Annotated in this window: 23 protein-coding genes and 1 tRNA gene; 11 read left to right on the forward strand and 13 right to left on the reverse strand. The window is 66.6% G+C overall.

Features of this window, described 5'->3' with window-relative positions; genetic code table 11:
• The first annotated feature begins 38 nt into the window (after positions 1–38).
• Positions 39–971, forward strand: a complete 933-nt coding sequence (locus tag D3874_RS10190; protein WP_119777992.1) for a DNA-binding protein — start codon at positions 39–41, stop codon at positions 969–971.
• A gap of 13 nt (positions 972–984) precedes the next feature.
• On the opposite strand, the gene D3874_RS10195 is transcribed toward D3874_RS10190, so the two are convergent.
• Positions 985–2910 carry a calcium-binding protein gene (locus D3874_RS10195; protein WP_158595927.1) on the reverse strand — a complete coding sequence of 642 codons (1926 nt, stop codon included), beginning with the start codon at positions 2908–2910 and terminating at the stop codon, positions 985–987.
• 183 nt (positions 2911–3093) lie between these two features.
• Here D3874_RS10195 and D3874_RS10200 point away from each other — a divergent pair, with 183 nt between their 5' ends.
• Positions 3094–3915 (forward strand): M48 family metallopeptidase, encoded by an 822-nt coding sequence (locus D3874_RS10200; RefSeq protein WP_119777994.1) that lies wholly within the window; start codon positions 3094–3096, stop codon positions 3913–3915.
• A gap of 4 nt (positions 3916–3919) precedes the next feature.
• Here D3874_RS10200 and D3874_RS10205 read toward each other — a convergent pair whose 3' ends face one another.
• Complete coding sequence (locus tag D3874_RS10205) at positions 3920–4903, reverse strand: pyridoxamine 5'-phosphate oxidase family protein (RefSeq protein WP_199699012.1); 984 nt, start codon at positions 4901–4903, stop codon at positions 3920–3922.
• Between the two features lie 99 nt (positions 4904–5002).
• On the opposite strand from D3874_RS10205, the gene D3874_RS10210 reads away from it, so the two are divergent.
• Complete coding sequence (locus D3874_RS10210) at positions 5003–5902, forward strand: LysR family transcriptional regulator (RefSeq protein WP_119777995.1); 900 nt, start codon at positions 5003–5005, stop codon at positions 5900–5902.
• Between the two features lie 220 nt (positions 5903–6122).
• Complete coding sequence (locus tag D3874_RS10215) at positions 6123–6644, forward strand: hypothetical protein (RefSeq protein ID WP_119777996.1); 522 nt, start codon at positions 6123–6125, stop codon at positions 6642–6644.
• Positions 6645–6663: 19 nt separating this feature from the next.
• On the opposite strand, the gene D3874_RS31150 is transcribed toward D3874_RS10215, so the two are convergent.
• Together D3874_RS31150 and D3874_RS10225 are read right to left on the reverse strand one after the other, a co-directional pair.
• Positions 6664–8391 carry a calcium-binding protein gene (locus D3874_RS31150; protein WP_119777997.1) on the reverse strand — a complete coding sequence of 576 codons (1728 nt, stop codon included), beginning with the start codon at positions 8389–8391 and terminating at the stop codon, positions 6664–6666.
• Positions 8392–8478: 87 nt separating this feature from the next.
• Positions 8479–9123, reverse strand: a complete 645-nt coding sequence (locus D3874_RS10225) for a TetR/AcrR family transcriptional regulator (RefSeq protein WP_119777998.1) — start codon at positions 9121–9123, stop codon at positions 8479–8481.
• A 76-nt stretch (positions 9124–9199) separates the two neighbouring features.
• On the opposite strand from D3874_RS10225, the gene D3874_RS10230 reads away from it, so the two are divergent.
• A complete protein-coding gene (locus tag D3874_RS10230) occupies positions 9200–9742 on the forward strand; it encodes a GFA family protein (protein ID WP_199699013.1) in 543 nt (180 codons plus the stop codon).
• 60 nt (positions 9743–9802) lie between these two features.
• On the opposite strand, the gene D3874_RS28490 is transcribed toward D3874_RS10230, so the two are convergent.
• Genes D3874_RS28490 through D3874_RS10240 form a run of 3 tightly spaced genes read right to left on the reverse strand, consistent with a single transcriptional unit; the run spans position 9803 to position 12600 of the window.
• Positions 9803–9949, reverse strand: coding sequence for a multicopper oxidase domain-containing protein (locus D3874_RS28490; protein WP_158595928.1), 147 nt, complete (start codon positions 9947–9949; stop codon positions 9803–9805).
• Entirely contained in the window at positions 9946–11688 is a 1743-nt protein-coding gene (locus D3874_RS10235; protein ID WP_119777999.1) for a multicopper oxidase family protein, read from the reverse strand. Before D3874_RS10235 ends, D3874_RS28490 begins: the two co-directional genes overlap by 4 nt.
• Before the next feature lie 33 nt (positions 11689–11721).
• Positions 11722–12600 (reverse strand): ferritin-like domain-containing protein, encoded by an 879-nt coding sequence (locus D3874_RS10240; protein WP_119778000.1) that lies wholly within the window; start codon positions 12598–12600, stop codon positions 11722–11724.
• A 92-nt stretch (positions 12601–12692) separates the two neighbouring features.
• On the opposite strand from D3874_RS10240, the gene D3874_RS10245 reads away from it, so the two are divergent.
• Entirely contained in the window at positions 12693–13295 is a 603-nt protein-coding gene (locus D3874_RS10245) for a hypothetical protein (RefSeq protein ID WP_119778001.1), read from the forward strand.
• Between the two features lie 29 nt (positions 13296–13324).
• Here D3874_RS10245 and D3874_RS10250 read toward each other — a convergent pair whose 3' ends face one another.
• Positions 13325–14431, reverse strand: a complete 1107-nt coding sequence (locus D3874_RS10250) for a hypothetical protein (protein WP_147385614.1) — start codon at positions 14429–14431, stop codon at positions 13325–13327.
• 209 nt (positions 14432–14640) lie between these two features.
• Between D3874_RS10250 and D3874_RS10255 the strand changes: the two genes are divergently transcribed.
• Positions 14641–14928 (forward strand): addiction module antidote protein, encoded by a 288-nt coding sequence (locus tag D3874_RS10255; RefSeq protein WP_119782240.1) that lies wholly within the window; start codon positions 14641–14643, stop codon positions 14926–14928.
• Between the two features lie 62 nt (positions 14929–14990).
• Here the strand turns inward: D3874_RS10255 and D3874_RS27930 are convergent, their stop codons facing one another.
• From D3874_RS27930 to D3874_RS10265, 3 genes are all read right to left on the reverse strand, one after another.
• Entirely contained in the window at positions 14991–15692 is a 702-nt protein-coding gene (locus D3874_RS27930) for a hypothetical protein (protein ID WP_147385615.1), read from the reverse strand.
• Positions 15693–16288: 596 nt separating this feature from the next.
• A tRNA-Ser gene (locus D3874_RS10260) sits at positions 16289–16376 on the reverse strand.
• Between the two features lie 93 nt (positions 16377–16469).
• Complete coding sequence (locus D3874_RS10265; RefSeq protein WP_119778003.1) at positions 16470–17942, reverse strand: calcium-binding protein; 1473 nt, start codon at positions 17940–17942, stop codon at positions 16470–16472.
• Between the two features lie 438 nt (positions 17943–18380).
• Between D3874_RS10265 and D3874_RS10270 the strand changes: the two genes are divergently transcribed.
• Positions 18381–18701 carry a hypothetical protein gene (locus tag D3874_RS10270; RefSeq protein WP_119778004.1) on the forward strand — a complete coding sequence of 107 codons (321 nt, stop codon included), beginning with the start codon at positions 18381–18383 and terminating at the stop codon, positions 18699–18701.
• A gap of 126 nt (positions 18702–18827) precedes the next feature.
• Here D3874_RS10270 and D3874_RS10275 read toward each other — a convergent pair whose 3' ends face one another.
• Positions 18828–19652 (reverse strand): sulfotransferase domain-containing protein, encoded by an 825-nt coding sequence (locus D3874_RS10275; protein WP_119778005.1) that lies wholly within the window; start codon positions 19650–19652, stop codon positions 18828–18830.
• Positions 19653–19713: 61 nt separating this feature from the next.
• The gene (locus tag D3874_RS10280) at positions 19714–21015 is read right to left on the reverse strand and encodes an MmgE/PrpD family protein (RefSeq protein ID WP_119778006.1); all 1302 of its coding nucleotides are present in this window, start codon (positions 21013–21015) and stop codon (positions 19714–19716) included.
• An 85-nt stretch (positions 21016–21100) separates the two neighbouring features.
• Between D3874_RS10280 and D3874_RS10285 the strand changes: the two genes are divergently transcribed.
• The 3 genes from D3874_RS10285 to D3874_RS10295 all read left to right on the forward strand — a co-directional run bounded on the left by D3874_RS10285 (position 21101) and on the right by D3874_RS10295 (position 24445).
• On the forward strand, positions 21101–22156 hold the full coding sequence (locus D3874_RS10285; protein WP_119778007.1) for a lytic murein transglycosylase: 1056 nt from the start codon (positions 21101–21103) through the stop codon (positions 22154–22156).
• 109 nt (positions 22157–22265) lie between these two features.
• The gene (locus D3874_RS10290) at positions 22266–23216 is read left to right on the forward strand and encodes a septal ring lytic transglycosylase RlpA family protein (RefSeq protein WP_233559899.1); all 951 of its coding nucleotides are present in this window, start codon (positions 22266–22268) and stop codon (positions 23214–23216) included.
• 74 nt (positions 23217–23290) lie between these two features.
• A complete protein-coding gene (locus tag D3874_RS10295) occupies positions 23291–24445 on the forward strand; it encodes a D-alanyl-D-alanine carboxypeptidase family protein (RefSeq protein ID WP_119778009.1) in 1155 nt (384 codons plus the stop codon).
• Position 24446 lies beyond the last annotated feature (1 nt).

Genomic DNA, 24446 nt, shown 5'->3' on the forward strand with positions numbered 1-24446 from the left:
TGTTATGATATATAACAAATAACATAACGGCGGCGGTCATGACATCGACACCCATCCCCTTGCACCCGGTCACCTTCGAGGATGTGGCAGAGGCTTGTACCCTGCTGCGCGATCATGGCGGCGATGGGGCGGTTACGGTCCGCGCCGTGCGCCAGCGTCTGGGCCGCGGCAGCATGGATACGCTGCTGCGCCATGTACGGCGCTGGAAGGGCGAGGGCGGCGGGCCCGCCCCGGCCAATGTGGCCCTGAACCCCGAGGACCGGGACCGGGTCCTGCGCTTTGCCGAGGAATGGTTCGCCGTCCTGTCGGCGCGGGAAGCCGCCGGCCGGCGGGCGGAAATCGCCGGCGCGGAGGCCAAGGCCGCCACCTTCGAATCCGAACTCGCCGAACTGTCGGCTGAGTTCGAGCGGCTGGAGGGGGAGTTGATCGAGGAGCGGGCCAAGGCGGTGGCCGAGGCCGCCCGGGTCGAGCGGCTGGAGGCGACGCTGGCGGCGCGCGACGATGCCTTCATGGCGCTGGAGCGCCGGGAGGCCGAACTGCGGGGCCAGGTCGCGGCGCTGACCGACCAGGCGGACCGGGATGCCGGCCGGATCAAGGCATTGGAGCGTGAACTTGATGTGGCGAGACAGGGCAGCGCCCAGGCGGAAACCGCCCTGGTCCTGGCTGAATCCGACCGGATGCGCAGCCTTGCCCGCGAGGAAGCGGCGCTCGGCGAAGTCGACAAGGCGCGCACCGGCGCGATGAAGGCCGAACGCCGGGCCGAGAAACTGGCCGATCAGCTAAGCCAGCTTCAGGCCGAGCTGGAAGCGGCGGAAGTCGGCCGCGATATCGTCAAAGGGGACCTCGCCCAGGTGCGCGACCGGGCGGTCGCTGCCGAGGCGCGCCTGAAGACACTCGAACCCCTGGTCGCCAGCCTGCTCCAGACAGGAACCGCCAACCGGCCCCAGGGCGATCCGGCCAACCAGCCTTGAAGCCGGTCCCGGATCAGGCGATCAGGAGAAAATCGCCGGTTGAAAGCGCGTGCACGCCCGCCAGGTCGGCCAGGACGACTGCCGCCCCGGCGCCGTTCCCGTCCGCGTCGAACGACAGGATACTGGTGCTGGTCGAGAACAGGAACACGGCTGCCGCGCCCGTGGGAGCGGGCGCATCCCCGGTGACCAGGGTGATGGCATCGATCCCGAAGGTGCCGGCGCGAACCGCGATCTTGTCGAGGCCGGCGGTGAAATCCGCGATCACGTCGGCCCCATCCGTCGGCCGATCGAAGCGGAACTGATCGGCCCCGGTCCCGCCGCGCAGGCGGTCGGCGCCGGCATTGCCGACCAGCAGGTCGTCGCCGCCGCCACCCGAAAGCACGTCGTCGCCCTCGCGGCCCTGGAACACATTGGCCGCGGCATCGCCGTCCAGGCGATCGTTCCCGGCAGAACCACGAATCTGCTCGATGGAGATGAAGACATCGCCGATGGCCTCGCCGGTGTTCTTGCTGGCATCGCCCAGGTTGAGCGTGACGCGCGTGTCGTAGCGGGCGATGTCGTTGCCGGCCCCACCGTCCAGCGTGTCGGGGCCCAGGCCACCGATGAGCTGGTCGTTGCCATCGCCACCCTGGAGCGTGTCACTGCCGCCGGCACCGGCGAGCACGTCATTGCCGCCATTGCCCGACAGGCTGTCGTTCCACGTGGCGCCTGTCAGCGTGTCCGCGCCCGTGCCACCGCTTTCGGTCGTGCCTTCCAGGCTGAAAACCTGGTTATAGGTGGTGTTGCTCGCCGTATCGGTCCAGGACAGCAGGAGGCTGCCGTTGTCGAGGATGGCCAGATCCGCCCAGCCGGGGGCGGTGCGCACTTGTCCCCAACTGCCGACGGTGACGGACACTGCCGGGCCCGACAGGTTCAGGGCTTCGTCATAGGCGTGGAGATACAGGGTCGCGCCGAGGCCGCTTGCCGCGCGCACGGCAGTCGCCACCGCCAGGCCGCCGCCCGGCAGTGCCGCAAATTCCACGAGTTCGCGCGGGCTGCCAGCGTCGACCGCGATGACCGTTCCGGCAAGATCGAGCGCGGCAGTGAATTGCCCCAGGTAGACAGCACCATTTATCTCGAAGGCGGCGGCTATGCCGCCGTCCGGGAGGAGGGCAGCGTCGACCGTTCCGAAGTCTGTGAGGGCGGGCGTACCCTCGACCTGCGCCTGGTCGATGATCTGGGACCGGGTGCGGATCACCGTGCCGGTGTCGTCGATCAGGGCGAAGGCGACTTTGAAATCAGCGGCGCTCGCCGCATCGACCCACAGCGCCCCCACCCTGTCGTCCGGCCGCCATAGCAGTGACGCAGCGCTTACCGTCGAGGAGTCCAGGACGAGTTCGTGCTGGCTTCCCTCGGCGCCGCCATAGATCATCACAAGGTTGTTGTCGCTGATTAGCTCGTCGCCCGTGTTGGTGTAGCGGTGTGCTGTGTATTCTTCATTGAAGGTGGTTACGTAAGCGGTGCTCTCGAAACCGGCAAAATCCTGGTCCAAGAGGTCAAAATATTCACGGAGCTCTACCCAATTCCCTTCGCCATCTTCTTCGTAACTGTATTCATACATAGTATAGTAGATTTCCGCGAACGGATCGCCGCTGCCAAATCGGTACGCCTCTTCGATCAGGTAATAATATTCAAGATCCGCGTGAATATGTTCTTCATCGTAATATTCGTTGAAGGCGACCACCGACCCGTCGGCCAGGCCGAGCAGATAATCGTAGGAGCCGGAGAAAACCGGTGCCGGGGTACCCAGCGCCTGGCCGTCCTCGCCGACGGCGACCGCGTTCGTCACGCCCCCCGGCGCACGGAGGTAATAGGTCAGGCCGCCGTCGGCATGGTCGATCAGCGCGGATGCCCGCTGACTGGCCAGAAGGTTGATGGGTGTCTCGGCGATCAGGCTCATTGACGTATCCTCCCCGGGGACAGCACAATGGATGCCCATTGATGTGTAGCACGTCACCATTAAAAATTGAAGGCGGCCGGGCAATATCGCGCGTGGGGAAGTCCGGGCGACGCTGAGGGAACCACGCCGGCCCATCCAGGTTCTCACTATGGGTTGGCGGCAATTTCTGTGGATGGGTTTCCAATGCATGTCTGCCTCGGATTCGGTTGCTGTTTCTCCCGCCGGCGCTTCCTCGGTTTCGTCGCCGTGGGCGCCACGGCCGGCGCGGTTTCCGCCTGTGCCGGCGACAATGGCCTGACACGGGCCCTGGCGCCCACCGATCAGGAATTGAACATGCTGGGCCAGCAGACCTGGACGGATCTGCGCCAGAAGGAAAAGCTCTCGACCGACACCGCGGGCACCCAGCAGGTCGACCGGGTGGCGCGCAAGGTCGTCGACGCTTCGGGCCTGGGCAGTGCCTATAATTGGGAATTCGCGCTGTTCGACAGCCCCGAGGTGAACGCCTTTGCCCTGCCGGGCGGCAGGATCGGCGTCTATCGCGGCCTGTTGCAGATCGCCCAGGACGATGCCCAGCTCGCCGCGGTTCTGGGCCACGAGGTCACTCACGTCGCCAACCATCACGCCGCCCAGCGCATCGGGGCCGAGCGTGCCGGCAGTCTGGGCGCGCAGATCGCCCAGGTCGGCCTGGGGGCCAGCGGCGTGACCGTGACGCCCGAGGTTGCGGGCATCCTGGGCGCCGGCGTCTCCTACGGCATCGTGCTGCCGTTCTCGCGCGATCAGGAATACGAGGCGGATTCGGGCGGCCTGGTCACCATGGCCAAGGCCGGCTACGACCCCAATGCCGCGGTCACCCTGTGGCAGCGCATGGCGGTCGAGAATGCCAAGCAGCCGGGCCAGCCGCTGGAATTCATGTCGACCCACCCGTCGGAAGCCAACCGCATCGGGCGGCTGCAGCAGCAGATCCCCTCGGTGATGCCGGTCTACGAGGCGGCCAAGCCGGCCTAAGGGCTCAAAGGGCCCGGGCAACCTCGTCCCACGAGCCGGTCGCCGCCAGTTGGCGGGCCGCCTCGGGCGGCGACCAGCGCAGGGGCAGGGCGCCGGCGATCGACATGCCTTCGGTTACGCGCAGGCGCAGCAGCCGCTCGGCGCCGGTGAAGGCGTCAAGCTCGGGCCCGTCCCAGATCACCTCCGCCTCGCCGGTCAGGGCGAGCACGTCGCCCGTGGAAAAGTCGACGAACAGCAGGCCGGCCCGGGGATTCAGCACCAGATTGCCGAAGGTGTTGAAGAAGGAATTGCCGTTGAAGTCCGGTGCGGTCAGCACCGTGCCGCCGGCCGCCGCCGTGACCCGGACAAAGCCCGGCTTGCCGCCGCGGTGGGAGACGTCGACCCCCTCGGCCGGCCGGCCCAGACGGGCAGCGGGCGCGGCACTGGCGATGAAGAAGGTGTCGGCCGCCTCGATCATGGCCGTCGCCGTGGGCGAGAGCAGCGCTGTCTCGCGCCGCGCCAGCGGTTCGCCGCCGGCCACGCGACGCGGCTCACGGGCCTGGATGTATTGCGGGCAGTTACCGAAGCTCTGGCCGACATGGACGGTAAAGCCGACCTCGTCCGCCGCCTCGATCATGCCGTTCATGCGGTTGCGCCGCCGCGTCTCCAACTGGATGCCCAGCAGGCCGACCGGGCTGCCGGCCGCGAGCACGCCCGCCAGCGGATCGCCCCGGCCGGGCAGGGCATCGATGCGCATGGTCCAGGCATCGGGCGTGGTGACGAAGCCCGGCGCGCCCACCAGCATGGTCGCCCACGGCCGGTCGGCATCGTCGAGTGCGCCCAGGATCAGGAACGGCAGCCTGCCGAACAATTCCCGGTGCTGATCGGGCATGTGGTCGCGCAGGGCGAGCGGACCGATCTGTTCGAGGCGGTCGCGCACCCCGGCCTTGAGCTGAAGGGCACGTTCGCCAATGTGGAAAGGTTGGTCCGGCGCGGCAGGCATGGTCATCTTGCTCTCCCTGAAGCACGGCAGGAGCTTATTCATTGCCCAGGGCATGGTGAACGGCCACAATTGGCATATGACCATTCCATTTGGCGGAATAATCTGTTGGACAGTCTCGACACCATGCGCGCCTTTGTCGCCGTTGCCGATGCCGGCGGCTTTGCCGCCGCGGCACGTCTCCTGGGCCTGTCGCCGCCGGCGGTGACCCGTGCCATCGCCGCCATCGAGGAGCGGATCGGCACCCGCCTGCTGCAGCGCACGACCCGTGTCGTCCGCCTGACCGAGGCCGGCACCCATTACCTCGTGGACTGCAAGCGCATCCTGGCGGAAATCGCCGAGGCGGAAGCCTCGGCCGCGGGCAGCCACGGCGAGCCGGCCGGGCAACTGGCCGTAACCGCCCCGGTCATGTTCGGGCGCCTGTTCGTGGCCCCGCTGGTGTTCGATTTCCAGGCCCGCCACCCGCGGGTCACGGCGCGGCTGCTGCTGGTCGACCGGGTCGTGGACCTGGTCGAGGAGGGGCTGCACGTCGCCGTGCGCATCGCCAACCTGGCCGATTCCTCGCTGAGTGCCGCACGCGTCGGGTGGCTGCGGCGCGTCGTCTGTGCCTCGCCCGGCTTCCTCGCGGCCCACGGCGTGCCGGTCCGGCCCGGCAACCTCGAAGGCCGGGACAGCATCGCTTTCGGCGGCGGTGTCTCGCCGCCGGGCTGGAGCTTTCCCGTCGCCGGCCGGACCGAGACCATCGGCGTGGCGCACCGGCTGACGGTGAACACCGCCGATGTCGCCGTCGCCGCGGCGGTGGCCGGCCGGGGCTTCACCCGGGTGTTGTCCTACCAGTCGGCCGCCGAGGTTGCGGCCGGCCGGCTGGTGATCGTGCTGGAAGATTTCGAGCCGCCGCCGATCCCGATCCACATCGTGCATCCCGAGGGCCGGCGCGCCAGCGCGCGGGTGCGCGCCTTTGTCGATTACGCGGTCGAGCGGCTGCGCGCCGAACCGTCGCTGCAGTAGCCGGCCTCGACCATCGAGCGGAGCCGCGGGTTTGGGCCGGTTCGCGGGTTTGCACTGCGTCCGAATGTCCTTTTCGGTTGCGGGCGCTTGCGCGCGGGCCACACCCATGGCGCAATGGGGCGATTGTCGGGGTGAGGTGGATGATGCTTGCCGGGACAGGAACAACGATCGAGGTGCGCCGCGGCAACGACCGCGAATTCAGTCAAGCCTAAGGCCGCCGATGCAGAGCAGCCTGGACTTGTGGCCATGGGCGCTGGGCGCCGTGCTGGCCTTTGCCGCCGCCGTGGGCGGCCTGCGCTGGCGTGCGCGTCGCCTGCGCGAACATCTGCCGCGCATCACCGCGGCGATCGACGGCGAAACCCCGCCCGACGAATTCGAGATCGACATCACCATCCAGAACATCTTCAGCCGCCCGATCCGGCTCGAGCAGGTTCGGGTCGACAGGCCCAAGGCGACCCTGATCACCGATGTCCTGGAATGGGTGACCGGCCCCGAGGGGCGCAGCCACCGCCCCCGGTTCGTAACTGACAAGATATCATCAATGGCGATTGTCCCGGCCGCGGAGCCGGGCTTCGACGGCACGCTGCGCCAGGCGATCTGGGCCCGGCCGCCCGCGGGATGGAACCGCAAGGAACTCGTCCTGCGCTTCGCCGTCACCGTCACCGATCCGGTGTCGCACACCCACTGGCTGACCGTATCCGTCGACATGCCCGAGCTGTGGGGCGGGGCAGGCGAGTCCTAGCGCGCGCCCCGCCGGAAGATCAGGCGATCAGCACGAGGTCGCTGGTCGACAGGGCGTGAACGCCGGTCAATTGGGCAATCACGACCGCAGCGCCGCCCCCTGTGCCATCGCTGTCGAACGACAGGATGCCGTCGCCGGTCGAGAACAGGAACACGGGGGCCGACCCCGCAGGGGCCGGAACCGCTGCCGATACCAGGGCAATGGTGCTGATCCCGAAGCCGCCGGCGCGAACCGCGATGATATCGCTGCCCACGGTGAAGTCGGCGATGATGTCGCCGCCATCGCTCGGCCGGTCGAAGCGGAACTGATCGGCGCCGGCCCCGCCGCGCAACCGGTCGGCGCCGGCATTGCCGACCAGCAGATCGTCGCCCGCCCCGCCCGAGAGCACGTCATCTCCCGCCCGGCCCTGGAACGAATTGTTGGCGCCATTGCCTTCCAGGCGGTCGTTTTCTGCCGAGCCCCGGATCTGCTCGACCGAAACATAGGTGTCGCCGGCGGCGGCGCCCGTGCTCTTGCTGCTGTCCGACAGGTTGACCGTGACCTTGGTGTCATAGCGGGCAATATCGTTGCCGGTGCCGCCGTCCAGCAGGTCGGCCCCCAGGCCGCCGACGAGGATATCGTTGCCTTCGTTGCCGTAGAGCGTGTCGGCGCCGCCGTTGCCGATGATCTCGTCATTGCCGCCGGCGCCCGAGAGGCTATCGCTCCACGATGTGCCGATCAGCGTATCGGCGGCCTCGCCGCCGACGTCGACGATGCCGGCGAGGTCGAAGACCTGGCTGTGGGAACTGCCGCCTTCCGACCACGAGAGCTGGACATCGCCGCCCTCCAGAACGGTCAGGAAGGCGCCGCCCCAATCGGCGATGGCGACGACAAGCTGCGCACCGAAGCGGTCGAAATGCTCGTCGTAGGCGCGAAGATAGACGGTCGCCCCGTTGCCGCCGCCATCATGGACGACGGTTGCGATGGCAAAGCCGCCCCCCGGCAGGGCAAGGAGACTGATGAGCTCGCCATCGCTGCCCCCGTCGACCGCCTCAACCGGGCTGACGAGGTCGAACCGCGGCGAGAGCCCGGCCAGGAAGATCGCGCCGTCGATCCTGAGCGCGACCGCCAGCGTGCCATCGGCGCCCAGGGCGGCGCCGGCGATTTGGAAGCCCTGCAGGGTCGGGCTGGTTTCGACCTGCGCCTGGTCGATCGTTTCGACCCGACGGGTTACCCGGCCATCATTGCCGATCGTCGCCCAGGCGAGGGTGAAGTCATCGGCCCCGGCCGCGTCGACCCACAAGGCGCCGACCTTGTCGCCCGGCTGGTCCAGCAGGTAGGCGGGGGTGATGTTGCTGGTGTCGAGCACGGTGGTGACGGGGTCACCGGAGCCGACATAGACCAGCTCGATACGGCTCGAAAAATAGAAAACATCGTCCTTGTCGTAATAGTAATAGGTCGTCGTCGTCTCGACTTCGTAGGTGGTCAGATAGGTCAGGTTATCGAACGCGGCGAAATCCTGATTAACGACGTCGATGTTTTTCCGGTAGTCGTAATCGAAGCCGTCGTCGTCTGTCTGCGTGGGCTCGGCATGCAGATACTCGAAATCGTAGATGTAGACGCTCGGCCGGGGCGGGCCCGCGATGACTTCGGCTATCTGGTAGAGAAAATAGTCGACCCAGCCGCTGCCCGGATCGTCGTCGAAAAAGTGCTCGTTGAAGGCGATGACCGTGCCGTCAGGCAGGCTCAGTTCCGCAACCACGCTCATTGGCCTATCCCCCCGACAGCCATGCAATCGAGTGCGGGTTATAGCACGTATTTCTTGCAGATCGTGTTCGATCCGCCGGCATACGCCCTATGGTCGCGTGCCATAGGCGGCAAGAAACACGCGGACGCCGTCGGCCGCCTGGCGCCGCAGGGCCGCGGGGCCGGGAATGGCCGCATCGCCCAGCAGCATCGCCCGGTTCACCGGCTCGCCCATGACCAGCCAGTTGAATTGCGCGGCGGCCCTCGGCGCATCGTCGACCCTCAGCAGGCCGCGCGCCGACCAGCGTGCGAAGGCCGAGGCGAGGCCCGCGATGGCACGGGCCGGCCCACCCTCGTGAAGTGCTTTGCCCAAGGCCGGAAACCGGCTTGCCTCGCCGATGACCAGACGGCGCAACTGCATCAGCCGCGGCGTCAGCACCACGGTGAGCTGGCGCTCGGCATAGGCCAGCAATTCCTTCCCCGGATCGTCCCGCTCGCCCAGTTCGCTGATCTCGCGCTGAACCTTGTCGCCGGCGACCCGTGTCATGCTGCTGACGATCTCGACGAAGAGCGCCTCCTTGCCCACGAACTGCTTGTAGACGGTCTGCTTCGACACCGCCGCCCGCGCGGCGACCTCGTCCATCTGGGTTCCCAGATAACCGTGCTGCAGGAACAGGTCGGTGGCGGCACCGAGGATCGCCTGGCGCTTGCGCTGGGAGCGGGTGGGGCCGTCTTTCTCCGCCGTATTTACCATCGCGCTCCCCCAATCCCGATTGACTCTTAGTACTGGACCGTCCAGTTTGATTCAAGATGAAAACGGGGAGAGCGCGATGAGCGCGAAGCAGCACAAGTCCCTGACCGCCGCCTGCCGGTGCGGCGCGGTTGTGTTCGAGGCGGCAGGGGCGCCCATCGTGACGGCGGCCTGCTACTGCACGAGCTGCCAGGAGGCGGGCCGGCGGTTCGAGCAGCTTGACCATGCGCCGCCCGTGCTGACCGCCGACGGCGGAACCAATTTCGTTCTTCACCGCAAGGACCGCGTCCGCTGCGTGAAAGGGGCCGATCGGCTGGAGGAGCATCGGCTGAAGCCCGACTCCACGACGCGCCGCATGGTCGCCGCCTGCTGCAACTCGCCGATGTTCCTGGAATTCACCAAGGGCCACTGGCTGTCGCTTTACCGCGACCGCCTGACCGAAGGCGCCCCGCCGCTGGAGATGCGGGTCATGACCGGCGATCGCCGCGCAGGCGTCGAGTTGCCCGGCGATATTCCCAACTACAAGACCCATTCGGGCCGCTTCATGTGGAAGCTGCTCGGCGCGTGGCTGGCGATGGGCCTGCGCGTGCCCAGGACCGTCGAGGGGATGCGCGCCGCATGACCGCGAAGGCTGCGCCCAAGGTGGCGATGGAAAATCCCAACAGCCCGGACCGGCCGGACGCTATTTCACGATCTCCACCAGTTCCATCATGCCGTTGTCCTCATGGTCCACGTTGTGACAATGCAGGACCATGGCGCCGGTGAAGTCCACTGCGCGGCTGAGGAATTGCACGATCTCCGGCGTCTGCACGGTCGACTGCTTGCTCAAGCCGCCGGGAAACTGCATCCTGAGGTCGCCGAGTTGCAGTTGACCAGCGCGGTGTCGCGCCAGACGGGGAAGGCGAAGGCCACGTTGCCCCGCTGGAAGACCTGGAACGGGTTGATGTGGATGTGGAACATGTGGGCGTCGGACGCGCTCTGCACCGACCACAGGTCCATCTGGTCGAGTTTCAGGAAACGCTGCGTGCGTTGCAGGTTGAACGGCCGCCCGTTGACGGTGGAGGCCCCGTTGGTCGCCGGCGAGAAGGTCTGTGACGAGAAGCCGAACACCACGCCCTGGGTGGGGGCAGGTGGCCGGTCCTCGGCATCGGCCAGCGGCGTCGGCCGGCGCAGCGCGTTGAGCTGGGCCTGCGTCGGCACGTCCTTGTTGTAGGCATCGCCGGTGCCGGGCGCCACGACGTCGACGTACATCACCACTTGCCGGTCCCATGCGGCACCATCGATCAGCGCTTGCGTCGGCGTCGCGCAAAGCTGGTCCATGGTGGGCTGCTGCTGGGCGCTGGGATCGGGCTGCAGCAGCACATAGTAGCCGGGCTGGGCCGCGCCCTGGACCATCAGGTCCAGGCGCTGGCCGGGCGCCAGCAGGCCGATCTCATTGGTCACCGCGTCGCTCGCCGCCGCCGCACCCGACAGGTCGTAGACCGGCGCCTTGAGGGCGATCGGCAGATCGGCTGCGCCGTCGACGCTGGCCGGGCGTTGCACGGGGATGCCGTCCACGCCGAGCACGAACAGGGACGGCGCCGGCGCAGCCGTGCCCGGCATCGGGACCAGGCAGAAGGGCACGACGTTGCCGACCGCAGCATTCAGCACGCGCCAGACCTGCGCTTCGCCGGTGCGCAGGGTGATGGTGGGATTGAACTGACCGTTGACGGACAGTTTCACGTTGGCGGCCGGCGGGTCGGGCGGGGGTGGCGGCAGCGGGGGATCGTATCTGCACGCCGACATGAAGCCGTAGACACCCAGGCAGTCGACGACGTTGACGCCGCCCGTCGTGCCGGGATCGCGGTACATGATTTCGTTGATGACGACGACCTTTTCAGCCGCCGCCTTTACCGCCGCAAGGCTATCCAGCCCGTGCGCCGGATCCTCGATGATCAGGGCGCCGGCCAGGCCGCTCGCCAGGTGCATGGCGACGGCGCCGTGCTTGTGGGGATGATACCAGTAGGTGCCGGCGGTGTGATCGCCCGGAAGCTCGAACGAATAGTCGTAGTCGCCGGCGAAGCAGACGTGGCGGTGCTCTGCGTCGTCGTGCACCTCGTGTTTGCAGGCGGCCAGTTCCTCGTCGGTCGTGTCTTTCGGATAGACGTTCAGGAGGACATTGTCGCCCGGGCTGACCGGGGTGACGTGCAAGCCGTGGTAATGGACGTTCAGCACGTCGAAGCCGTGGGGCAGGGTGTCGCTCATGAACGCGTCGCCCTGTGCCGGGTCGTAGGTCAGCTCGTTGCGAAGATGCAGTTTCAGCGTATCGCCGCCGCGGATCCTGAGTGTGGGGCCGACCAGCGGGCCGTCTGCCGTTTGCGCGAAGCTGCGGGTGTCGACCCGGATCGGCGCGCCGCCGCCCGTGATCGTGTAGGTCCCCTGCCGGGCCGTAAGTTCGAAACGGCCGTCGGCGTCCCGCCGCATGTCCGGTGGGTTTTGCAGCTCCGCCGCACCGCCGGGCCGGCTCAGGCACCCGATGAACCCGGCAAGCATCACGCTCGCCTGCCACCAGCTTCGCACGCGCATCATCGCCCCCCCCGGCCACGCCCATGGACAGAATATTCAAGCGGTCTCTGCCACCAGCGGCCAGTAGAAATCGGGCGGCACGCCCGCCTGCGCGCGTTTGGGCTCGTTGAAGGGCGGCTTCAGGGCGCCGTGGAAATGGCGCCGCGCGAGGGCGTGGAAGGTCTCGCGCGCGGGCAGGCCGGCGCCCTCGCACAGGAAGCGGAACCATCTGGCGCCATGGGCGACATGGCCGACCTCTTCGGCATAGATCGTCTCCAGCGCGGCGACGGCGTCGGGCTGCCCGGCCTTGCGGAACATCTCGATCATGGGCGGCGTAACGTCGAGGCCCCGCGCCTCGAGGATGATGGGCACCACCGCGAGGCGCGCCATCAGGTCGCCCGCCGTATCCTGCGCGGCGCACCACATCTGCGCATGGGCAGGCAACGCGCCATAGAAGCTTCCCCGGGCGAGCAGGCAATCGTTGAGCAGGCCGAAGTGCTTGGCTTCCTCATCCGCCGTCCGCACCCAGTCGTCGTAAAAGGCCAGCGGCAAGGGCGTTGCCGTGAACCGGGCGATGATGTCCCAATGCAGGTCGATGGCATTCAGCTCGATATGGGCAACCGCATGGAGCAGCGCCGTCCGCCCCTGGGCCGACCCGGGCCGGCGCCGCGCCACCTCGCGCGGCGCCAGAAGATCGGGCTTCAGCGGCCGGGCAGGGTGCGCCGGCGGCACCGCCACCCCAACCGGCATCGGCCGCCCCGCCGCCCGGCCCTCGAACCACGCCCGGGCATGGGCCCGCGACCTGGCGGCCTTCTCCAGCGCATCCGCCGTGGTCAGGACATCAACGGCACAGGCGGCAAGGCAATCGGGATCATGCCGGGAAGCTAGCGCAAGGCGGGGCGGTTCGCCAGACGGGGTTGGTGGGCGAGGGGGTATGGCGTTCCTGCAATTTCAACCAACGATCCCTGATTTGACTGTCTGACCGAAGGGGTGCAGTCCAAGGTGGTCGGAAGGCTCGGAGATGGCAGATGGGGCGTGAAGTACTGGCGCGTGCGGAAGTCGGCACGAAAGTCGCCGAGGTGAAAGTCTTGCTCGAAAGCCATGAACTGATCCTGCGCGGCGAGATCCGGCGGCGCTTGCCGAGGGCGGAAATCGAGGACGTGAGAGTGGACGGCGACCGCCTTCGCTTCACCTGTGCCGGAGAAGTGGTTTGCCTTCATCTCGGCAGTAAAGTTGCTGAAGCATGGGCCAAGGCGATCGCCACGCCGCCGCCGAGCCTGCGCGCCAAGCTGGGACTCGGCAAGGGCGCAATGGCGGTCCTGATCGGAACGTGTGACGATGCGGCGCTGATCGAGGCACTGGAGGGCGCGTTGACCGGCGACCTCGCCAAGGCCGCGATGATCGTCGCCCGCATCGACGGGCCCGAGGATCTCGCGGTGGCTCGGGCGGCACAGGCTCGATGCCCCGACCTTCCCGTCTGGGCCGTCTATCCCAAGGGCAAAGGCGTCACCTATGGTGACGGCCCCATCAGAGCCGCCCTGCGCGACGCTGGATTCCGTGACACAAAGTCCTGTGCTGTGTCCGACCGGCTGACGGCCACCAGATACAATCCGACTAGGCCGAAGGCCTGACGCCGCGCCGCGAGGACGGGCGCGCTACGTCACTTGCGGCCCAGATAGGCCTGGACGCTTTGCCAGTTGTACTCGGCAGGGTCGGGGGCGCTGCCCAGCGACACCGAATAGAGGCACTGGTCGACCGCCCGCGCCGCCGCCTCCGCGATACCGACCCGGTCGCGGTTGAGCTGTTCCTGCATGCGGATGTTCAGTTCGACCTCGTTGATCTTGTGACGATAGGCGTCGAGTACGTTCATGCCTTTGAGCTGTGCACTGCTGAACTTCATCAGGTCGTAGAAGACGAAGACCGACATGGCGGCCTCTTCCCCGAGCAGATCCTTGAGGCGGATTTTTACCGCTTCCTTCGCCAAGGCGAGATCGACGTCGAGGCCGGCGGCAGGTGCCAGCGTCGCCTCCCGGAACGCGCCTTCCAGCAGTGCGTCCCTGATCAGGTTTTTCTCGACCGCTTTGAGCCCGGCTTTCAGCAGCTTCTCGGCGAAGGTGTTCTCTGCCTTGCCGAGCAGCCATTCCTGGATGCCCTTGCCCATCGGCCAGCCTGCGGCGAGCATCGCGGCATCGAGCGTGCCGCTGACCACGAACTGCTCGCGATTTGCTTCGTAGGCCGCGTCCAGCGCTGTCCGAAGCTCCAGCAGCATGGCGACCGTCGTCTGCGCGGCGCGGGCGCGCAGCACCAGTTCGTCCTGGGCATCCTGTCGGGACGCACATTGGGCGACGTCGCCCGGCGAAACCGTCCTGGTGTCGGCCGCAAAGCCTTGCCCGATCGTTGCCGACCACTCGTAGGGACCGCCGTTGCCACAGAAGTAAGTGCCCGAAACCGATGCGCCCGACACGGTGCCCGTATAGTCGCAGTTGTTGCCGTCGCTGCTTTCGCGCCGGGCGATCGTAACCTGGTTGCCGACGCGAGAAATCATCAGGACCGCCGTCACCCGGCCGCCGTTCCAGGAGGCGTCGAAGGTGCTGGTGGAACCCCGGCGTGTCCAGACCGCCTGCCAGGATCCGCCGCCCTCGCTTTCCTGCCAGACGACACCCAACGGATCGTCTTGCGCGTGGGCCGGGGCGGCAAGCCATGGCAGGGCGCCCTGGCAAAGCAGCAAAAAAGCGCCCAACCAAGCCCAAGCAACAAGCTGCTTCACGATCTTCCCCCGGGTTTGACGCAGTCTCAACCTTCCCCAAGATTGAAACAGCCGCAACGGTACTATTTCGGCCGCCCGACGTCAGCGTCCGACTTCGTGCGGCGCAACCGGCCCCCCCCCGCAACCCGGCGCGGTTCAGTTCGCCAGACGGGGGGATTGAAAGACATCAAGCGAGCCAAGAAGATGGCCGGAGAGCTGGAGGTTTGACCATGTCCACCAAAGTCCTGCCCTTCGACGCGTCCCTCTATCTGGACCGTCCGCAAGCGCAGGCCGAACTCCTCGACGATGCCTTCCAGACCGGCAACGCCTCCTATATCGCGGCCGCTCTGGGCGTCATCGCCCGCGCCCGTGGCATGACCCAGGTCGCCAAGGATGCCGGCATCACCAGGGAGGCCCTGTACCGCGCGTTGAGCGCGGAGGGCGACCCGAAGCTGTCGACACTGCTGGGCGTCATGAAAGCGCTGAACGTGTCGCTGCATGTCGCCGCGGCTGAGTGATTTAGCTGCCGCGGCGGATGGCATCGGGGCGATAGGGGCCGCCCCAGTTTGATGGTTCTTCGCTAATTGATAATGTTTCCATCACCATCAAACCACATGATTCCGCTGCCAAGCATGTATCCCTGATAATTGCAAAACAAGTCATGGGGCACGGCTTTGGCGATTTCTGCTCTCCATTCTGGAGATTCTGGGAGAGAAAAGCTAAATTCCTCTTCGAGAATCTTGACATCACCGTTCACTGCTGCCGTGTGAAATCTCTTTACCTTCTCTTGAAGCCGGCTATAACCCTGTCCATCCAAATTACAACGACCACCTTTTCCATCACCAGAAACCATATCGTCAATTATCAGGTAAACTGGGTAATTTTCTTTTCCATCTGCGCGATCCCACGTTCCAACTAACACCTCTGCATTCAGATCCTCTTTGCTGCTGAAATGCTTTTGTGGGTCTTGTATTGCAAATGTCAGATTAAACGTTCCAACGAGTTTTCCTTGCCGATCATATTCTTCAAGTGAGATGTATCTTCCTTGCTTGCTTTTTAATTGCAGCGGAATATCTTGTAGATATTGGGTGTAGAAATAATGAATCTCTACTATATTGCTATAATCAACCGCGTAGTTCTGGTTTTCTGTAGTAATGGAAAGGCCGATATTTTTTCCTCCCAAGGTTCCTTTATAATCGGTTATCCAAGCGGCATAACTTTCTTGCGCGGAAAAGACCACACACATCAAGCACGCCAATAGGCCGGAAATGAAATTATTCATGACGCCCTATCAATGTGCCGAAGGTCTCAAGAAATAAGGTTATTATCAATTTTGTGTTTTCAACAGTAAAAAGATAGGGCAATAAGGACCTCATCCCAATTCAACCCGATGCTATAGTTCGCCTTGGCGTGCGCCGCACGCGGCCGAGGCTGTCCAGCACCCTCAAACGCTTCAGCGGCACTCCTGCATACTCGGTAACTGATTGGTGACCGTTACGATCGGAAACCGTGACCAACACCCTTCGCTCAAGTCCCGTCGCGTCGAACGTAGCTGAAAGCGCCTCAAAGTCCTTCGTTTGCGCTCCGTTGCTTTTGCAGAATGTGGGAAGAACCTCAGCGAAGCGCGCGGCAGCCGCTGTGAGGCTTTGCGAGGCATTCCCCGAACTACCCGTCCATTCAGCAAGTCAATTTCGATTACACCTCCTGGCGAGGAGGCCGCTTCACCGAACACGTCCATTGGATGATAGCCAATGACAAAGCCCAATCCGCTCGCCATCGAATCAGCGAGGTTGTGACCAATTGCGCAAAGTTGATCGTGCTTCATGCCGCGATAGTGCCACTTGTTTCGCCAGCTTGCCAAAAGCTCAAGCGGCGATGTGGCGGACAGGGTGGGATTCGAACCCACGGTGAGTTGCCCCACGGCGGTTTTCAAGACCGCTGCCTTAAACCACTCGGCCACCTGTCCAGCGGCAGGCGGTTCTCATAGCGTATGGGTGCGGGCGCGTCGAGGGTGATGTAGCCGGCCCGGGGCGGTGGGTCCGCCCCGGGCCGGCTGCCATCAGGCGAACAGGAAGTCCGAGAGGGCGAGGTCCGCCGGCTTGGTGCCCAGGGTCGCGAAGCGGGTCATCTCGCCCGTGTCGCCGTCGTGGAAATAGAGCCGCGCGGTGTTGGTCTGGTAGAACAGCACGTCGCCGGTCAGGCCGACGGCGGAGGTGCCGTTGACCACGGTCACGCCGGCCGCCGAGGCCAGCCCAAAGGCCTCGAGATCGATGAGGATGCTGTCCTCCTCGCTCCAGTCGGCCAAGCTGTCGGAACCGTCGCCCAGCGAGGCGAAGCTGAAGATATCGGCACCGTCGCCGCCATAGATCCGGTCGTTGCCGGCGCCGCCTTCGATGAAGTCGTTGCCTTCCAGGCCGCTGATCTGGTCCGAGCCGGCGCCGCCGGTCAGGACGTTGTCCAGCACATTGCCCAGGATCGCATTGTCCGAGTAGTTGCCGTGGCCGTCGGTGGCGCTGCCGAGCAGCACCAGGGTCTCGACCTCGGCCGCCAGCGTGGTCGAGACGAAGGCATAGACCCGGTCCTCGTTGCCGCCGTCGGTGAATTCGATGACCTTGTCGCCGACGTCTTCGACATAATAGATGTCGGTGCCGGCGCCGCCGGCCATGGTGTCGTCGCCGGCCCCGCCGACCAGCAGGTCACGGCCGTCGCCGCCCGCCAGGACGTCGTTGCCATCGTCACCCTTCAACGAGTCATCGCCCGTGCCGCCGGTCAGCAGGTCGACCCCGGCGCCGCCCAGCAAGGCATCCTTGCCGTCGCCCCCATCGATCACGTCGTCGCCGTCACGGCCTTCGAGGCGGTTGGCCCCCACCGAACCGCGGAAGCTGTCGCCGAAGCTGGAACCGATCAGGTTCTCGATGCTGATCAGCACGTCGCCCTGCGCATGGCCGAGCGCCGCGGCACCGGTGGAGAGGTCGACGGCGACCCCGGCATTGGAGCCGGCATAGGTCGCGGTGTCGATGCCGCTGCCGCCGTTCAGCGTGTCGGCACCGGCCGCACCGCGCAGCGTATCGTCGCCCTGGCCGCCGATCAGGGCGTTGTTCAGGGAGTTGCCGCCCAGGTAATCGTCGAAGGCGCTGCCGGCGAGGTTGGTGATGCCGGCCAGCGTGTCGCCCTCGGCATCGCCGCCGTGGCCGGTCGTGGCACCGGTCAGGGCCAGCGTGATGCCCAGCAGGCTGAGGTTCAGGGTAGCGGTATCGCTCAGGTCGACGTGGACCGCCGCCGAGGAACCGGCATAGGTCGCGGCGTCGACGCCCGAGATGCCGAGCGTGCCCACATTGAGGACGACGTTGAGGATGCCGCCGATCAGCGCGTCGGCACCGGCACCGCCGTTCAGGATGTCGTTGCCGGTCCAGCCGATCAGGAGGTCGTCGCCCTCCAGGCCGTTGATCGTGTCGTTGCCCAGGCCGAGGACCGCGCCGAGCAGCAGGTTCGGCAGGATGTCGCCGCTGCCGGTGCCGTTGAAGGTAGCCATGTTAAGCCTCACTGTTTTAGGTGTCGGGGTGGGGAGGTGGCAGCGCCAGGCCGGTCGCCCTTGGTGCCATGATAGGTTGCTGATCCTGTCACAGATCGTTCATAAGTTGCTTTTCGGGCCGTGCAGAAGCCCCGGATTTGAAACCATTCGCCTTCTTCGAGTGCCCATTGCGAACGCCCCCGCGAGGGGTGGTGGGCTACGGCATCGTACTTTGCAGGATGTTACATTTGTGCCGGTGAGGCGCTTGTGCATCGCCGGTCGGACGTTTTGTCCGCGGCTGAGGATAGCAAGAGGCGCCCGATAGCCCACCCGGATTGGTGCCGATCTGGTCTAGATCGGTCGGGACTCTCACCAAATCGGTTTGTTTCCGGCGACCTACGGAAGATCGAGCTAGCGAGCGGCTTGTGGTACCCTCCATGTCATTGGGGGAGGTGCCGCATGCTCGAGATTATCCAGATCATCTGTTCGATCGCGCTGATCATCATCACGCCGATCGAGACCGGCAAGGTGGTGAAGGGGTGGGTGCGGCCGCGTTTCAAGGGCGACCCGTCGACCTTCCGCGCCAGCTTCCGCAAGCAGTTGACGGTCTTCATCTGGCTGGGTGCGGTCTTCTTCGTCCTGCAGCTCCTGCTGGGTTTCATGGACCCGGGCGATGGCACCAACCTGGTGGTCAAGGTGGTGATCGGCCTGCTGTGGGCGGGTGTCGGCATCACCGGCTTCGTCTCGCGCCGCCGGATCGACCAGGCCCCCGCCACCTAGTTGAAGCACCCGGGTAACCTCGTCATTCCGGCGAAGGCCGGAATCCATTGAGACGTCGCGCGCTGCCCCAGAATGGATCCCGGCCTTCGCCGGGATGACGGCCGGGGTGAAATCGCTGCCTGCAACTCACAGATAGCCGAAGCGTTTCATCACCTCGCCGTGGTCGGCTTCGATGCGCGCGACCTGGGCGGGGGTCAGCGCCTCACGCCACTGGCCCGAGCGGCCGGCGCGGAAGAAGCTGTCGGCATGCTGGCTGCGCTCGTTGAAGCCGTGCTTTTGCTCGAGGTCGCGCGCGACCTTGAAGGAAGAGAAGTCGATCGCCCGCTGCAGGCGCTCGGCCGGCGGCGACAGGCCCAGAAACCGCGCGACGGTCGCGAAGGTGGCGGTCGGCTGCTGTTCCATGTCCTCGTAGCGCAGGACGAGAAGCTGCGGATGGCGATGGCGGGTCCAGCTCGTCACATGGTCGGACCAGGACGATTGCAGGGTATAGGCGGCCTGGGGCGTATTGCCCGTCGCCGCGGCCTTGTTGGCCAGGCGTTCGATCATGCCGTCGAGGGTGAGGCCATAGTGATGCGCGCCCGAGATGGCGACGTCGCGCGGGTCGCGCAGGACGTAGAGGGCGCCGGCGGTTACAGCCTCGTTGATCAGCGGCTTGCCGTGATGCTCGCCCAGCAGCGAATGGGTCTTCACGAAGACCGACTGCTTGGCCGTGGCGGCCATCAGGGCCTGGGCCTTGGGCCGCAGGGCCGCGATCTGCGCTGTCGGCATGCCCTGGGTGGCGCGCCCGGCCGCGCGATCGAAGAAGATGCGGGCATCGTCGGCGAAACAGAATTTGCGCAATTCGTCGGGCGGCAACGGCGCCGGCGGATTGGCCAGCAGGTGGTGAAGGAAACTGCGCAGCCAGGTGTTGCCCGACTTGGGGTAGGAGGCCAGCCAGATCAGTGCGCCCAAGTTGCCGGTCCTCGCATTCCGCCCTTGCCAGGCCGCAAGCTAGGGCCGGGGCGCACCGATTTCAACGCTGCCGCAACGGCAGGTCCGGGAGCGGCCCATCGTCGGCCAGGGTCATGACCTGCTCGATGAACCGGTCGGCGTCGGCGACGGCGCCGTGGGCCAGCAGCATGCGCGCCTTGGCGACCATGGCCGCCTCGTCCAGCGGCGCTTCCGGATCGCCATAGGCGTCGCGCCGGTCGGCCTCGATGATCGTGCCGTCGCCCAGCCGCACCTTGACCGCGCTGCCCCAGGCTTGCGGATAGGCGCTGGCATAAGGGTCGGCGGCAGCGATCGCCACCCGCGCGCGCAGGGCGCCGTGGCGCGCCCGCGCCGGGGCCTCGAAACTGGCGAAATCGACCCGGCCGTCGCCCAGCGCCGCCGCCACGCAGTGCTGCAGCGAGAACTTGGCCTCGTAGGGCGAGGTCGGCACCGGCCGGTCGCAGACATCGATGGCGGCGCCATAGGTCGCGACCTCCACCCGCTCGATCACAGTGCCGTCGAGGCGTGGGCTGAGTTCGAGGGCGGCGTCGATCGCCGGATGGGTGTGCCGGCAACTGGGCCAGGGCTTGATCGAGGTCAAGGTCAGGGCCCAGGGCGCATCCGGCTGTGCCAGGACCTCGTCGGGCCGGGCATCGGGGCAGGCGGCACGGAAGAAGCCCTTGTCGCCTTCCAGGATCTGCGGCGGGCCCGAGAAGCCGCGGGCCGCGAGATCGGCGGCCAGAACCCCGGCGCTGGCGGCGTGGCCCGCGTGCAGGTGCTTGGTCATGGCGCCGGTTTCCATGAATTGCCACAGGCCGCTGGACTGGCTGCCGGCATTGCCCAGGGCATCCACCGTGGCGGCAGGGCCCAGCGCGTTGAGCCGGGCCGCCGCCATGGCCGAGCCATAGGGCCCGCAGGTCGCGGTGTTGTGCCAGATCCGGTAATGGGCCGTGCCCACGGCGCTGCCCACCCGGCAACACGCCTCGAAACCCCACAGCACGGCATCGAGGAAATCGTGCCCGCTAAGGCCCGCCCGCGCCGCCACGGCATGGGCCGCCGGCACCACCACGCAGCCGGGATGCACGACCGAGGCGCGGTGCAGATCGTCGACTTCCAGGATATGGGTCAGCGCGCCCACCAGAAAGGCCCGGCCGGCGGCATCGCGCGCCTCCGCGCCCGCCCAGTCCAGCAGGATCCGGCCGGGCGGGCTGTTGCGGCCGGCCAGGGCATTGGCCAGGGCATCGAGCACGAACAGGGCGGCGGCACGGCGGTCGCTCGCGGCGATCGGCTTGGCGCGGATCAGGGCGTCAAGCCCCTGGGTCAGGGAAGGGGGTCGGTTGCTCATCGGCATCGGGAGATTGCGTGGCCGTCACGATGGCCCCGGGAGGCAGCCTGTGGCAAACAGGAAGTGACAGCGATTCGAGCGATTGATGCGATACGAGGCTACGCCCCGGCGGCGGTTGCGCCGCCCCTTCCTGTTCCTGCTTCTGGCTGGCCTAGCGGCCTGCGCGGCGCAACCGGTGCGCCCGGGCGGCGCCACCGGCACCGGCGACGTTCGTGGCGTGATGGTGGTGCCGCCGGCACCCTCGGCCGATGCCGAATTCGACACCTGGCTGGAGACCTTCAAGACCGAGGCGGTGGCGGAGGGGATCTCCCGGCGCACCGTCGACCGCGCCTTTGCGGGCGTCACCCCCAACGACCGGGTGGTCGAACTCGATCGCAAGCAGCCCGAAGGCCGCATCACCTTTGCCCGCTATTTCGAAAACACGGTCTCGGACGTCCGGATCAGGAAGGGCCGGGCCCTGCTGGCCGAACATCGGGCCATCCTGGACCGGGTCGCGGTCGCCTACGGGGTGCCGGCCAAGGTCGTGGTCGCCCTGTGGGGCGTCGAGACCAGTTTCGGCGCCAATACCGGCGGGTTCTCGGTCGTCCGCTCGCTCGCGACCCTGGCTTACGAAGGGCGCCGGGCCACGTTCTTCCGCGGCGAATTGAAGGATGCCCTGCGCATCATGGAGGCCGAGGGCTTCGGTCCTGAGAAGATGATCGGCTCGTGGGCCGGCGCCATGGGCCAGTGCCAGTTCATGCCGTCCAGCTATCTGAAATGGGCAGTGGATTTCGATCGCGACGGCCACCGCGACATCTGGGCGACCAAGGCCGATGTCTTCGGCTCGGCCGCCAACTACCTGAAGCAGAACGGCTGGATCGCCGGCGACGGCTGGGGCCGCCCAGTGCGGCCGCCGCGCCTGGCCAAGGAACTGATCGGGCTGGAGGTCAAGAAGACCCTGGCCGAATGGCAGGCCCTGGGCGTGCGCCAGCCCGACGGCAGCGACCTGCCGGTCGCCGAGATGACCGCCTCGCTGATCAATCCCGGCGAGGAGGGGCGCTACTGGCTGGTCTACAACAATTTCCGCACCATCATGCACTGGAACCGCTCGACCTATTTCGCCTTGTCGGTGCTGCAGCTCGCCGATGCAATCGGCCAGTGATCGGGTCAGCGTTGATCGATAAGATGTTGAGGTTAGGCTTTCCCCAGGCGCAAAATACGGTAGGTATTTGCCCCTTCCTGGCCACCGATTCGCGAGCCGGAGCGCCCTGGTGACCTCCCGATCCCCGATGCTGCCCTTTCGTTCCACCGGCGTGGTCCTGGCCCTGGCGGCGGCCCTGCTGGGCGCCTGCACCAGCGGCAGCCCCGAGTCCAGCCAGACTACGCGCCCCGGCGTGGTCCAGGCGACCTTGCGGCCCTATCAGATCAACGGCGTCTGGTACTATCCCAAGATCGACAACGCCTATGACGAGACGGGCATCGCCTCCTGGTACGGCGAGCCGTTCCATGGCCGCAAGACCGCGATCGGCGAAATCTACGACATGAACGAGATGACGGCGGCGCACAAAACCCTGCATCTGCCGGCCAATGTCCGCGTCACCAACCTCGAAAACGGCCGTTCGGTCGTCCTGCGCGTCAACGATCGCGGCCCCTTCGTGAACGAGCGCATCATCGACGTCTCGCGCCGCGGGGCCCAGTTGCTGGGCTTCCAGAATCAGGGCACGGCGCGGGTGCGGGTCCAGGTGGTGGGCGACGGCGGCGAACCCGCCGGCACCACCGTGCCGCGTCCCACGACGACCCCGGAAGAACGGACCGCCGGTGCCGCCGCGCCGGTCGGCACGGTGACCGCCGCCCCGCTGCCGCCACCCGGGCGTCCGGCCGCACCGGCGCCGGCCCCCGCGGCCCCGCGGCCGGCCCCGGCGCCGACGCTGGTGCCCAGCACCGCCCCGGCGGCCCCGCCGCCGGCCGTCGTCACCCAGGTGCCGGTGCGGGCGACCAACATCTACGTCCAGGCCGGCGCCTTCCTGCAATTGAACAATGCCCAGATGCTGCGGGACAAGCTGGCGCGCTATGGCCGCTCGTTCGTGGCCACGGCCAAGATCGACAACCAGACTTTCTATCGGGTTCGGGTCGGCCCGCTCAAGGACGTGAACGAGGCCGACATCGTGCTCGATCAAATCATCGCGTCCGGCCAGACCGGCGCCAGGATCATCGTCGACTGACGGGCCTTGTCCGGCTATGACACAGGTGGGCAAGGGACTGTCGATTGCGACGTATCAAGAGGGATACCGGAACCATGCCGCGTAATTTCACCGGCCTGCTGGCTGCCTTGGGCACGGTCTTCGGCCTGTGCCTCACCCCCCTGGGGCTTGCCCGGGCCGAGGCGCTCGAGACGCCTGCCCGCCAGGCGGTCCTGATCGACCTGTCGACCCATACGGTCTTGTTCGAGAAGGCGGCGGACGAGCGCATGACGCCGTCGTCCATGAGCAAGCTGATGACCGTCTACCTGCTGTTCGACAAGCTCGCCAAGGGCGGCGTCAAGATGACCGACACCTTCACGGTCAGCGAGAAAGCCTGGCGCATGACAGGCTCGAAGATGTTCGTCCACGTCGGCGACAAGGTCAGCGTCGAGGATCTGCTGCGCGGCATCATCATCCAGTCGGGCAACGATGCCTGCGTCGTCGTCGCCGAGGGCATGGCCTCGACCGAGGACGCCTTCGCCGCCCAGATGACGGCCAGGGCCAAGGAACTGGGCCTCAAGGGCAGCAACTTCAAGGATGCCAGCGGCTGGCCCAATCCCGATCACTACATGACGGCGCGCGATCTCTCGGTCCTGGCGCAGCGCCTGATCGAGGATTTCCCGCAGTACTACCCGATGTTCGCCGAGTTGAAGTTCAAGTACGGCAATATCGAGCAGGGCAACCGCAACCCGTTGCTGGGCGCCGTGCCGGGCGCCGACGGCCTGAAGACCGGCCACACGGAAGACGGCGGCTATGGCCTGGTCGGTTCGGCCGTGCGCGACGGGCGCCGGCTGATCCTGGTGGTCAACGGCCTGACCAGCATGAAGGAGCGGTCGCAGGAATCGTCGCGGATCATGGAATGGGGCTTCCGCGAGTTCCAGACCTACACCATGGCCAAGAAGGGCGACACCCTGGCCGAGGCCAAGGTCTGGCAGGGCGACGAGGAGGCGGTGCCGCTGACCGTGGCCGAAGATGCCCGCGTCACCCTGCGCCGGGTCGCCCGCGCCGAGATGAAGGTGAAGGTGGTCTATGACGGGCCGGTGCCGGCGCCGATCAAGGCGGGCGATGTCATTGCCAGCCTGGAGATCACGGCCCCCGACATGGTGACGATCAACCTGCCGCTGGTCGCAGCCCGCGATGTCGAGCGCCAGGGTGTCGTCGGCCGCATCTTCTCCTCGCTGCGCTACCTCGTCTCGGGCGACGCGAGCTGAG

It is taken from the genome of Oleomonas cavernae (assembly GCF_003590945.1).
GTDB lineage: Bacteria > Pseudomonadota > Alphaproteobacteria > Zavarziniales > Zavarziniaceae > Zavarzinia > Zavarzinia cavernae.